This is a genomic window from Corynebacterium sp. HMSC14B06, assembly GCF_001807075.1.
Classification (GTDB): Bacteria; Actinomycetota; Actinomycetes; order Mycobacteriales; family Mycobacteriaceae; genus Corynebacterium; species Corynebacterium jeikeium_D.
On sequence record NZ_KV787370.1, the window covers coordinates 1 to 12478 of the forward strand.

Sequence of the window (12478 nt, forward strand, 5' to 3'; positions counted from 1 at the left end):
CGGCGGCAAAGCCGGGTGCCAAGCCAGCTGCACCGTCCCGTTCGCCGAAGCCGGGACAAGAAATGCCACGCCCGCCGAAGCCTGCTGGCCCGAAGCCAGGGCCGAAGCCAGGCGCACGCGCACCGCGTGTGGCGAACAACCCATTCTCGACCGGCGGATCCTCCCGTCCGGCACCGCGGCCGTCCAACATGCCGCGTCCGCAGGGTGGAAACGGCCGTCCGGGCCCGAAGCCGGGAGCACGCCAGGGTGGCCCTCGCCCGCAGGGTGGAAACGGCCGTCCGGGCCCGAAGCCGGGAGCACGCCAGGGTGGCCCTCGCCCGCAGGGTGGACAGGGCCGCGGTAATAAGCCGAGCGGCAATCGTCCGACTCCGGCAATGATGCCTTCGCACCCGAACCCGGGGCAGATGCCTGCAAAGGCAAGCCGCGGTGGCGGTGGCGGTGGCTTCGGCGGCCGTGGTCGCGGCCCGGGTGGCCCGGGTGGCGGACCGCGCGGTGGTCGCGGCGGACGTCGCGGTGGAACTGCAGGTGCATTCGGGCGACCAGGAGGCGCCCCGCGTCGCGGACGTAAGTCGAAGCGTCAGAAGCGCAACGAGTACGAGGCAATGCAGGCACCATCCGTGGTAGGCGGCGTTAAGCTGCCCAACGGTAAGGGCACGACCATTCGCCTCGCACGTGGTGCATCCCTGTCTGACTTCGCTGAGAAGATTAACGCCGATGCAGCATCGCTGGTCCAGGCGTTGTTCAACCTCGGCGAAATGGTGACGGCAACTGCATCGGTCTCCGACGAGACCCTGCAGCTGCTCGGCGACGAGATGGATTACAAGGTCCAGGTCGTCTCGCCTGAGGATGAGGACCGCGAGCTCCTCGAGTCCTTCGACCTCCAGTTCGGTGAGGACGAGGGCGACGATGAGGACCTGGAGCAGCGCCCGCCAGTGGTAACTGTGATGGGTCACGTCGACCACGGTAAGACGCGCCTGTTGGACACGATTCGTAAGGCCAACGTCGGTGGCCACGAGTCCGGTGGTATTACCCAGCACATCGGTGCCTACCAGGTGCCGGTGGAGCTCGACGGTGAGAAGCGCAAGGTTACCTTCTTGGATACCCCGGGTCACGAGGCGTTTACCGCCATGCGTGCTCGTGGTGCCAAGTCGACCGATATCGCGATTCTGGTTGTTGCAGCTGATGACGGCGTCATGCCGCAGACGGTTGAGGCTATTAACCACGCCAAGGCCGCTGATGTGCCGATTGTCGTTGCAGTCAACAAGATTGATAAAGAAACTGCAGATCCGCAGAAAATTCGTGGTCAGCTGACTGAATACGGTCTCACTGACGAAGAGTGGGGCGGCGACACTATGTTCGTCGATATCTCCGCTAAGCAAGGTCTCAACATCGATCAGCTTCTCGAAGCAGTGCTGTTGACTGCCGATGCTTCGCTGGATCTGCGCGCCAATCCGGATATGGACGCTCAGGGTGTCGCCATTGAGGCTCACCTTGACCGTGGCCGTGGTCCGGTGGCAACCGTTATCGTTCAGCGCGGTACGTTGCGCGTCGGTGATTCCATCGTTGTCGGTGACGCATATGGTCGTGTTCGCCGCATGGTCGATGAGTACGGCAACGACGTCGATGAGGCCGGTCCTTCCCGTCCGGTTCAGGTGCTCGGCCTGACCTCCGTACCGGGTGCTGGTGACAACCTCCTGGTTGTTGACGAGGATCGTACGGCCCGCCAGATTGCAGACCGCCGCGACGCACGTCGTCGTAATGCGCTGCAAGCACGTCGTCGCAAGCGCGTCTCCCTGGAGAACCTGGACGAGATCCTGAAGGAGACCAACACCCTCAACCTGATCCTGAAGGGCGACAACGCCGGTACCGTCGAGGCACTGGAAGAAGCCCTGCTCAAGATCGAGGTCGACGACGAGGTCGCACTGAACATCATCGACCGTGGTGTCGGTGCTGTTACTCAGACCAACGTCACGCTGGCTGCTGCGTCTGACGCCGTCATCATCGGCTTCAACGTTCGCTCCGAGGGTAAGGCCACAGAGGTTGCCAACGCTGAGGGCGTTGACATCCGCTACTACACGGTGATTTACCGTGCTATCGAGGATGTTGAGGCTGCTCTGAAGGGCATGCTCAAGCCGGTCTACGAGGAGAAGGAGATTGGTCGTGCAGAGATTCGCGCCATCTTCAAGTCCTCCGCAGTTGGCCTCATCGCCGGCTGTATGGTCGAGTCCGGCAAGGTCCGCCGCAACGCGAAGGCTCGCCTGGTTCGTGACGGCAACGTCATTACGGATTCGGCGACTATCGAGTCGCTGAAGCGAGAGAAGGACGATGCTACCGAGGTCGCAGCCGGTTACGAGTGCGGTATGGTGCTGTCTTACCCGGACATCCAGGTGGACGACGTTATCGAGGTCTACGAGATGGTCGAGGTTCCGCGCACGTAGCAACGTAAGCTAAACACTGCGTGAACTTTGATAAGGCGCTCCCTTCGGGGAGCGCCTTTTTGCGTATCGTGTTCGTTATGGGCTTCAAAACTAATCTCTTTGCACTCTCAGATGAACTGCCGCGAACGAATATTTTGAATTATCCTCCTGCGAGCGCAGAGGAGACTCTTGCGCAATTGGACAAGATTTGGCCAGGGAAATTCGCCTTTGATTCCGAAGAAACCATTGAGGATGGTCATAATTGGTACTTCCACGCGGTAGCGTTTGGGCCAACGCTGCTTTTCGGGACCGACGACGTATACGACCTTATTGAGGACCCAGCGTTGGCGAACGATCCTCGCGAGAGTTGGTCACTGTGCATCAATAGTGTTGTCGATTTCTGCCACTACAAGACTCCTACCAGGGAATTAGCAGCAAGCTGCGAAGACTATGATTTTGACATGCAGCGGTTTTTCAGCTCTGGACGACTGTTGGATTTCGAGGTACCGTTCGCTAACGGTGAACACGTCGAGGTACTACATCCGACGGATGTGGCTGAATGGGAACAAACCCATGGCAGCGCGGCGCCCAAGGATAAAAATGGTGAGGTAAGTTACCTTTTCCATCCGCTGGATTTAGGCAATGCTGCGGTTAAATGGATTTTCGGCATCGAGGGAGAAACACCATTGCAGGACAGTGTGATGGATTCACTGCCTGACTGCTCTCATGTTAATGGGTTACCGATGTACAACTTCGTGGAGCGCCGTTAAGAGCGTACGGGTAGGCTGCGTTTCAGCTGCGCAATTCCGTAGTAGCGACTCCCCATGCCGTCGATGACATCGATGGTGGTGGCAGTGTTGTCGTGATGATTAATGGGTTAATAACAAAGGGCGAGCGTGCGGCGAAGCAATTGGCTGCACTCGGTAAACGGGTGCGGGCGAAGTCGCGAAACATGCGGTTCGAAGTTGAGTAGTGTTTTGCGTGTTAGTATTAGCAGTCCTTTGTATTGAACCGTTTTGCCGGATCCCAAATGGGTCTTTGTCAGCGAAGGGGCACTTCAGGCCCCACGCTAAATGGGGTCTAGCTACGAATCGTTACGCACAGGTAGAGATAGATAGGGAGTAGCCAAAAATGGCAGATCCAGCACGCGCGCGCAGGCTGTCCAAGCGTATTCAGGAGATTGTCGCCAGCGCAATTGAGCGTGAGATTAAGGACCGGCGGCTGGAGTTTGTGACTATCACCGACTGCCGCGTCACCGGCGATTTGCACGACGCCACAGTTTTCTACACTGTGCGCGGACGTACGCTCGACGAGGAACCGGACTACGAGTCGGCAGCAGCAGCGCTGGAAAAGGCGAAGGGGCAGCTGCGTTCCCTGGTCGGTCGTGGCACCGGTGTGCGCTACACACCGACGCTGGCTTTTGAGGTTGACACCGTGCCGGAGATTTCCGCGCACCTTGAGGAGCTGCTCGATAAGACTCGCGCGCGCGACGCGGAATTGGCTGAGCAGGCTAGAAACGCAAAGCCCGCAGGCGATGCCAACCCATACCGCGACGAGGAGTAAAACTCTCCACCGGCCACATCTATCGATGAAAGGGGCACCCACGTGACAACTTCTCCGCAGGCTCAGGAGCAGGCAGCTCACCAGCTTTCCCAGGCGATTAATCGCCGCATGTCCAAGCCGATTCAGCAGATGCAGGATATGCTTGCCGACGCCAAGAAGGTCGGCGTCATTGCCCATGTTCACCCCGATGCGGATGCGATTGGTGCCGCATCTGCGATGGTCATGGCTCTTGTACAACGTGGCATTTCGGCTGTAGCCAGCTACGGTGAGAGCGATTTGCCAGCCAAGTCGCTGCTGACCATCCCCGGATGGGAGCGATTTGTCGAGTACACGGACTTGGATGAAGACATTGACACGTGGGTGACTGTCGACTGCGCAAGCCCGGGGCGCCTCGGTGCGCTGGAAGATCGCGTGATGGCCTCCGACCGCGTTATCAATGTTGACCATCACGCGACCAACACTCGCTTTGGGTCCGTCAACATGGTTGACGAACGCGCAGAGTCCTCGACCATGGTGCTCCTGGACTTCTTTGGTGTCTGGGGTATCAAGCTGACCACGCCGATGGCTCATGCTCTCTATGCAGGGCTGTTGACGGACACCGCATCGTTCCAGTTCGGCCATTCCCGCATGCACACTGCAGCGGCGCGCCTGCTGGATAAGGGGCTCAATCCGCGCACGATTGGTGCACAGCTGCTGGAAGAACATCCGTTTTCCTACCTTCCATTCCTGGGCAAGGTGCTTTCCACCGCGACATTGGTGCCCGAGTGGGGCGACGGCGCTGGCCTAATCCACGTCGTCATTGAGCACGACCAGACCGCCGAAGTTGGCCACGATGAGATTGAATCGGTCGTGGACATTGTGCGTACGACTAATGCGGCCGACGTCTGTGCCGTGCTTAAGGAGTATGAGCCAAACCAGTGGGCCGTCTCGCTGCGTTCTCGCGAGCTTGTCGATGTCTCCCAGGTCGCCCTGGAAATTGGCGGCGGTGGCCACGAGCGTGCCGCCGGTCTGACTCGGGAGTGCAGCAAGGATGAGCTGCTGCAGGCCATCCTGGACACCAGCGATGTCGCAGCCCAGGCACGCCGAGGCACGAGCGAGGCCTAGGGGATTGTCGGACTCGCGAGAAACTCAGGAGCGCACTGAGATTGAGCAAACTGGCATAGAGCGAACCGGGCACAGTGCGAAGTCAGATGTCAGCCTTCGCGCAATCGTTTCGCTGGCGCTGCCAGCGTTGGGTGTTCTTGCCGCGCCCGCACTCTATGTGCTGCTGGATACGGCTGTCATTGGTCGGCTTGGAGCTGTCCAGCTTGCGGCGCTTGCCGCTGGTTCGACGGTATTTTCCGTGGTAACTACGCAGCTCACTTTCTTGGCTTACGGCACGACCGCCCGATCAGCGCGAGCCTTTGGCAGGGGCAACGTGGACGAGGCGGTTGAAGAGGGATTGCAAGCGACGTGGGTCGCCATCTTTGTGGGCCTTAGCCTCTTTGCCATCATCGTGGGGTTGGCACCAGTATTTACCGGTTGGTTAGCTCCTCATCCGGAGGTCGCTCATGATGCCGGGCAGTGGTTGCGAGTTGCTGCCTTCGCCATTCCGCTGACGTTGATTGCGCAGGCTGGAAATGGTTGGTTGCGCGGTATCCAAAACACCCGCGCGCCGCTGCTATATGTGCTCTCAGGCCTTGTTCCGGCCGCCATTGTGATTGTGCCGCTGGTCCGCGCCTTCGGTCTCGAGGGCTCTGCGATGGCCGTTCTTTTCGGCGAATTGATTACCGGCGGGCTGTTCCTCCGCCGTCTTTTCAAAGAGTGCTCTAGCCGCAAGCTCTCCATGCGCCCGAATGGCGCCATTATCAAAAGCCAGCTGGTCCTCGGCCGCGATCTCATCGTTCGCTCCTTGTCCTTCCAGGTAGCGTTCCTCTCTGCCGCAGCGGTTGCTGGCCGCGTTGGGCCGACCACGCTCGGTGGACACCAGGTCATGCTGCAACTGTGGAACCTGATCTCGTTGGTGCTCGACTCGCTAGCCATTGCTGCACAGACGCTCGTCGGTGCAGCGTTGGGAGGTAGCTCCACGTCTGTTGCCCGCTGGACTGGCAAGCGAGTTACTGTCTGGTCAAGCGTCATTGCCCTCGGCCTAGCGGTTGTCTTCGCAGTGGGTAATGCCAGCATCGTCCGCATTTTTACCGACGCCACAGGCGTGATTGACGCAGTCACCGCAGGGCCATGGTGGATTCTTGTCGCAATGATTCCTATCGGCGGTGTCGTCTTTGCGCTCGATGGCGTTTTGCTCGGCGCCGGCGACGCAGCCTTCCTCCGTAACGCCACCGTTAGCGCGGTCTTGTGCGGTTTCCTCCCACCGGTCTGGCTGGCGCAGGCATTTGGCTGGGGGCTGACCGGCGTGTGGTGCGGTCTCTTGGCCTTCATGATTCTGCGACTCATCTTTGTCGCTACCCGTTTCCGTGGAGAGAAATGGTACGGCATCAGCGCATGAGTGTGCTTGTCGACGTCCAGGAGTACCTGGCCAGGCATTTGCCCGCCCGTAGCCGGCTAGTTATTGACTCCAATGCCGAGCGTCCGTTTAGTGATGCGGAATTGCAGCAGCTCCGTAGCGCTGAGTTCAGGCTGTCTGATGGTGCAGCACCTGTTCGAATCCGCGATTTCACCCGAGGGCGCCTCGCTGCGCATGAGGCGGTGCAACGGCTAGGAGAGCCTGCCCCACATGGGATTGGCATGTCGACCACCGGAGCGCCGCTGTGGCCGCGAGGAGTCGTGGGGTCAATTAGCCATTGCGACGGGGCCGTGGCAGCCGTGTCCGCGAGCGCTGAACAGCTGCAGGGGATTGGCATCGATGTCGAGGTCGAGCAGACTCTAGAGTTAGGAATCATCGAGGCAGTCTTGCGCACTGACGAAGCACGCCTTGACCCGCTGGTGCAATTTAGCGCCAAGGAATCAATGTACAAACTCTGGGAGCCGATAGTCGGGCAGTGGCTAGACTTCGACGAAGTCTCCGTCCAACTGCGAAAGAAACGGATAGCAGCGCGAGGTTTTTCCCGAGGACTCACAGGCGGACCTTTACAGCTAACGTTTCACCGTGAGATTCCCGACGCCTTCTGCGGAGTAAAAGGCTTCTGGGCTCGCGGTGCAGGCATCGTTGCAACCGCGGTGTGGCTCGAGCAGTCTTAAAATCCTTGAGAGGTAGTCACAGCGTGGCCGGGCGCACCACGAAGACCGTCTTAGCCCGTTTGCCAGATTCTGTGAGCAGCGCCGGAACCTTTCCCGTTGGTGACACCGCCGCATAGACTCCAGGTTTTCCGATCGGCTCCAGCCACTTGCCCTGAGCCAAATCAGCCGCCTGCTGTTCAGTAATTTCGCGGGTATCAAAGCAACGCAGGCAGGCCTCGTCCAGACTCATCGGCAGCAAGGAAGCGGCGCGCTCCGGGACTGGGCGTCGCATCTCCGCAATTTCTGGATGGGCGGTGTCGAACTGCTCGGCCTTCGCCGTGAGCTCGTCGATAGTCAACGCCTCATCAATAGTGAAAACGCCGGCGGCAGTACGCCGCAGAGCAGTGAGATGACCACCGACTCTCAGTGCATCCCCCAAGTCACGAGCTAGGGCGCGGATGAAAGTGCCGGCAGAGCAGTCGACCTCCACGTCGATATCGATGCACTCCCCGGGGCGCGAAGGATCGGAGTCGTGGCGGATGTCCAGAACCTCATAGCGGGTGATCGTCACTGGGCGCGCAGGGATATCGCCCTTCTCACCACGGCGGATGCGCTCGTAGGCGCGGACACCGTCAATCTTCACCGCTGATACCGCCGCGGGTTTTTGCATGATTGTGCCGGTGAACTTCGCAATTTCCGCTCGAACCATTTCATCAGTCACCGATGCCGCCGAGGATTCGGAGAGCAACTCGCCTTCGGCGTCGTCGGTAAGCGTGGCAGCGCCGAGTCGAATGGTGGCTTGGTAGGACTTCGTGTCGGCGTGGACATGTGGCAGGAAACGGGTGCCGCGGCCGATGCCGAGGACGAGCACACCGGTGGCCATTGGGTCGAGGGTACCGGAGTGGCCGACCTTCTTGGTGCGGAAGATGCGACGGAGTTTGCCCACTACATCGTGGCTTGTCCAGCCTTGGGGCTTGTCGACGATAACAATGCCGGAGTCTGCAATCGGATCGAAGTCGGTCATAGACGCAATCCTATGTTGCGCTATATGCGGTGTGTTAAACGGTGACCAGTTACACTGGCTCTTTGTGGAGATTTGGTATGGCTTGGACAATGCACCCGAAGACCTGGGGGACACGGTCGTAACCATCGGAGTGTTCGATGGTATTCATCTTGGGCATAAGCGCCTGATAGCTGCTGCGGTCAGTGACGCTCGCGCTCGTGGCGTGAAGTCGCTGTTGATGACTTTCGATCCCAATCCCGTAGCGCTGTTTGCCCCGGATAAGGTGCCGCCGGCACTGTCCACCGTGTCCCGTCGCGCCGAGCTGGCAGAAGCGGAGGGAATCGATGCCATGCTTGTCGTGCCTTTCGACAAGAACTTCTCCAGCATCCCCGCAGAAGACTTTGTACGCACCGTTGTCCGCGACAAGCTGAATGCACAGGCCGTCTTCGTTGGCCAGAACTTCACCTATGGGCAGAAGGCCGCAGGTACCGCCGAGACTATGCCGGAGCACGGCTGTAAGTGTGGGGTCGACGTCACCATCGTCGACCTTCTCGACGTCACTGCCGCGGACTCGACCGAACGTGTTTCGTCGACACGTATTCGCGGTTTGCTTGCCGACGGTGCGGTGTCCGCAGCCGCCTCGTGTCTCGGGTACTTCTACCGTGTCGATGGTGATGTTCTTCCAGGTCAGGGGCGTGGAGGAGCGCAGCTGGGCTTTCCGACCGCCAATATTGACTTCGCTGAGGGCCTGGCAATCCCGGCTGATGGTGTCTACGCGGCATGGTTCACGGTTCAGCCGACGGCAGCCCGCCCGGAGCCGGACCCGAAGGGCGATATCGAGTTTGGGGTGCGCTACCCAGCGGCCGTGTCGGTGGGCACTAATGTGACCTTTGGAGACACTGATCGAACGGTCGAGGCCTACGTGATTGACCGTCATGCGGACCTCTACGGCACCGCTGGGCAGGTTGAGTTTGTCGACCGGATTCGCGGCATGGAGAAGTTCGACTCGGTCGAGGAGCTCATTGACCGGATGAACCAGGACGTGGCAGACACCGAAGCCATTTTGGCTAAGACCGATTAGCTGTTAAAGTAAAACGTCGGCTGTGACTGCGGTCCACAAGCAGTTGCGAGGAACCAGTTGCCAGACGCTGTTTGGTTCCGGGAAAGCCGAGAATGTGGACTGAAAAAACGACCATAATTTGATTCAAGGAGTTAGATTTACATGGCTTTGAACACTGCAGAAAAGGCTGAGATTCTCAAGGAGTTCGGCCTGCACGAGACCGACACCGGTTCCCCGGAGGCTCAGGTTGCACTGCTGACCGCACGTATTCGTCAGCTGACCGAGCACCTGAAGTTCCACAAGCACGATCACCACTCCCGTCGTGGTCTGCTGCTGCTGGTCGGTCGCCGCAAGGGCCTGCTGCAGTACCTGCAGGACAACGACGTTGAGCGCTACCGTAAGCTGATCGAGCGCCTGGGTCTGCGTCGCTAAGGTTCTCCTTAAGGTCCTGTTTGTCAGAGCTTCATTGGTGTAAGTTGCTCTGTTAATTCAAGGCTTTTAAGCTTTTTAGACTCGCCGTTTGGGTTTCCATTGGATGGAAGCTCACGGCGGGTCTTTTTTTTGATCACTTGTCGTTGTGGTATTCACTCATCGATGCGCTGTAGCGTGGCCACAAGTGAATACCTCATCGACAGGTGGAGGGGCTGATCGAAAGCGTGCGCATAAGTGCCGGGGCACCATCGATAAGACACGGTAATTCGTCGATAAGACACGGTAAACCATCGATGAGTCAAGAAAAGTCATCGATAAGTGCCCCCCGCCCCGCAAACTCCTAGAACCCCGCGTAGGTGCAAGAACCCAGATGCAGTGAGAGATCTCCGATCCGTCCAATACGAGAACTTTCCGCGTTAGCTGGTAGAATGCGTGACGCAAACGAAGTTCATTCGATCTTTTACAGGCGACATCGATGATCGCCGCTATTTCTAGGAGTAAGAAACCTATGGCCAACAGCAAGGCTGTTGAATTTTTCTTTGATGAGGATTTCGGTATTACCGAGGCCGTTGCCACCATCGACAATGGTGATTTCGGCACCCGCACCATTCGCTTTGAAACGGGCCAGCTGGCTCGTCAGGCCGATGGTTCGGTGACCACCTACTTGGACGAGGAGACCATGCTCCTGTCCACCGTCACCGCTTCCAACCAGCCCCGCGAGGGCTTTGATTTCTTCCCGCTGACCGTCGACGTTGAAGAGCGTATGTACGCTGCGGGCAAGATTCCGGGTTCGTTCTTCCGCCGTGAGGGCCGCCCGTCTACCGATGCCATCCTGGCATGTCGTCTGATTGACCGTCCGCTGCGTCCGACCTTCGTCAAGGGCCTGCGCAACGAGGTACAGGTTGTTGTCACCGTCATGTCCTGGGATCCGAAGGACCGTTACGACGTTGTCGCAATCAACGGCGCGTCAGCTGCAACTCAGCTTTCCGGGCTGCCGGTCTCCGGCGCTGTCGGTGGCGTCCGCATCGCGCTTGTTGCTGATGACAAGCACCCAGAGGGTGCATGGGTCGCTTTCCCGACCGAGGAGCAGCACGAGCAGGCTCTGTTCGAGATGGTCGTCGCTGGCCGTATCGTCACCCGCAAGCGTCGCGGCAAGAACGTCGAAGATGTCGCCATCATGATGGTGGAGGCCGGAGCAGGGGAGACCGTCGTCAAGCGTATTGCTGACGGTGCACCGGCGCCGACCGAGGACATCGTCGCCGCTGGCCTCGAGGCAGCAAAGCCGCACATCAAGGTTCTGTGTGAGGCACAGAAGGGTCTGGCTGAGCGCGCAGCGAAGGAAACGCAGGAGTTCCCGCTGTTCCCGGCATACAGCGATGAGATTTTTAACGCAGTCGAGAAGAAGTCCGCTAAGAAGCTGGCCAAGCTGCTCACCATTCCGGGTAAGCAGGAACGAGATGACGCCACCAATGAGTACATGGAGGACGTCGAGGGGCAGCTGCTGGAGCGCTTCGTATCCGATGATGTCGACGAGCAAGCTGCATCTAAGCAGATTCGCGCTGCATACAACGCAGTGATGAAGCAGATTGTCCGTGAGAAGATTCTGGCTGAGGGCTTCCGCATCGATGGTCGCGGTGTCACCGACATTCGTGACCTGGGCGTTGAGGTCGGTCTGATTCCGCGTGCCCACGGCTCTTCGCTGTTTGAGCGCGGCGAGACCCAGATTCTGGGTGTCACCACTTTGGATATGCTGAAGATGGAGCAGCAGATTGACTCGCTGACTCCTGTTACCTCCAAGCGCTACATCCACCACTACAACTTCCCGCCGTACTCCACCGGCGAGACCGGTCGTGTTGGCTCTCCGAAGCGCCGCGAGATTGGTCACGGGGCACTGGCTGAGCGCGCTCTGCTGCCGGTCGTGCCGTCCCGCGAGGAATTCCCGTACACCATTCGCCAGGTCTCCGAGGCTCTTGGATCCAATGGTTCGACCTCCATGGGCTCGGTCTGTGCTTCGACTCTGTCGCTGTACAACGCCGGTGTGCCGCTGAAGGCTCCGGTTGCCGGTATCGCCATGGGCCTGGTTTCCGGCGAGGTTGACGGTGAGAACCGCTTCGTCGCACTGACCGATATTCTCGGTGCCGAAGACGCATTCGGTGACATGGACTTCAAGGTCGCTGGTACTGCGGACTTCATTACCGCACTGCAGCTGGACACCAAGCTCGACGGTATTCCGTCGAAGGTTCTGGCCGATGCTCTGTCCCAGGCTCGTGATGCACGTCTGGCCATCCTGTCCACCATGGCTGAGGTCATCGAGTCTCCGGACGAGATGAGTGGTCTCGCTCCGAAGATCACCACCGTTAAGGTTCCGGCTTCGAAGATCGGTGAGCTCATCGGTCCGAAGGGCAAGACCATCAACGGCATCACCGAGGAAACCGGTGCTGATATCTCTATCGAGGACGACGGCACCGTATTTGTCTCGGCAACTTCCGGTAAGGCCGCGGACGCTGCAATCGAGCAGATTAATGCCATTGCTAACCCGCAGCTGCCGAAGGTCGGCGAACGCTACCTGGGCACTGTCGTGAAGACTGTCGCTTTCGGTGCTTTTGTCTCCCTGACTCCGGGCCGTGACGGTCTGATCCACATCTCCAAGCTCGGTGGCGACAAGCGCATCGAGAAGGTCGAGGATGTCATCAATGTCGGCGACAAGATTCAGGTCGAAATCGCTGATATCGACAACCGCGGCAAGATCTCGCTGGTTCCGGTCGAAGACGATTAATGCTTGGCGACGGAGGATGTGCTTTAGGTAGCCTCCAACAACGCGTGTAGCGATGGCGCGGTTAGGTCACA

General features: G+C 59.1%; 10 protein-coding genes. 9 read left to right on the forward strand and 1 reads right to left on the reverse strand.

Annotation, left to right across the window (positions count from 1 at the left end; translation table 11 throughout):
• From infB to HMPREF3130_RS04645, 6 genes are all read left to right on the forward strand, one after another.
• A partial coding sequence (gene infB, locus HMPREF3130_RS04620; RefSeq protein ID WP_083304789.1) for a translation initiation factor IF-2 occupies positions 1–2438 on the forward strand: 2438 nt, incomplete at its 5' end.
• Between the two features lie 20 nt (positions 2439–2458).
• A complete protein-coding gene (locus HMPREF3130_RS04625; RefSeq protein ID WP_016422587.1) occupies positions 2459–3187 on the forward strand; it encodes a hypothetical protein in 729 nt (242 codons plus the stop codon).
• A 361-nt stretch (positions 3188–3548) separates the two neighbouring features.
• Positions 3549–3980 (forward strand): 30S ribosome-binding factor RbfA, encoded by a 432-nt coding sequence (gene rbfA, locus HMPREF3130_RS04630; protein WP_016422588.1) that lies wholly within the window; start codon positions 3549–3551, stop codon positions 3978–3980.
• A 42-nt stretch (positions 3981–4022) separates the two neighbouring features.
• Positions 4023–5084: a DHH family phosphoesterase gene (locus HMPREF3130_RS04635; RefSeq protein WP_016422589.1), complete on the forward strand. Its 1062-nt coding sequence runs from the start codon at positions 4023–4025 to the stop codon at positions 5082–5084.
• A 4-nt stretch (positions 5085–5088) separates the two neighbouring features.
• On the forward strand, positions 5089–6465 hold the full coding sequence (locus HMPREF3130_RS04640) for an MATE family efflux transporter (protein WP_016422590.1): 1377 nt from the start codon (positions 5089–5091) through the stop codon (positions 6463–6465).
• Positions 6444–7157, forward strand: a complete 714-nt coding sequence (locus HMPREF3130_RS04645; RefSeq protein WP_168157911.1) for a 4'-phosphopantetheinyl transferase family protein — start codon at positions 6444–6446, stop codon at positions 7155–7157. Before HMPREF3130_RS04640 ends, HMPREF3130_RS04645 begins: the two co-directional genes overlap by 22 nt.
• Positions 7158–7173: 16 nt before the next feature.
• On the opposite strand, the gene truB is transcribed toward HMPREF3130_RS04645, so the two are convergent.
• Positions 7174–8160 (reverse strand): tRNA pseudouridine(55) synthase TruB, encoded by a 987-nt coding sequence (gene truB / locus HMPREF3130_RS04650; protein ID WP_070429431.1) that lies wholly within the window; start codon positions 8158–8160, stop codon positions 7174–7176.
• A 64-nt stretch (positions 8161–8224) separates the two neighbouring features.
• Here truB and HMPREF3130_RS04655 point away from each other — a divergent pair, with 64 nt between their 5' ends.
• The 3 genes from HMPREF3130_RS04655 (at position 8225) to HMPREF3130_RS04665 (ending at position 12407) form a co-directional block, all read left to right on the forward strand.
• Positions 8225–9220 carry a bifunctional riboflavin kinase/FAD synthetase gene (locus HMPREF3130_RS04655; protein WP_042388641.1) on the forward strand — a complete coding sequence of 332 codons (996 nt, stop codon included), beginning with the start codon at positions 8225–8227 and terminating at the stop codon, positions 9218–9220.
• Between the two features lie 141 nt (positions 9221–9361).
• A complete protein-coding gene (gene rpsO / locus HMPREF3130_RS04660; protein ID WP_016422594.1) occupies positions 9362–9631 on the forward strand; it encodes a 30S ribosomal protein S15 in 270 nt (89 codons plus the stop codon).
• Positions 9632–10109: 478 nt separating this feature from the next.
• Positions 10110–12407 (forward strand): polyribonucleotide nucleotidyltransferase, encoded by a 2298-nt coding sequence (locus HMPREF3130_RS04665; protein ID WP_172954647.1) that lies wholly within the window; start codon positions 10110–10112, stop codon positions 12405–12407.
• The last annotated feature ends 71 nt before the right edge of the window (positions 12408–12478 follow it).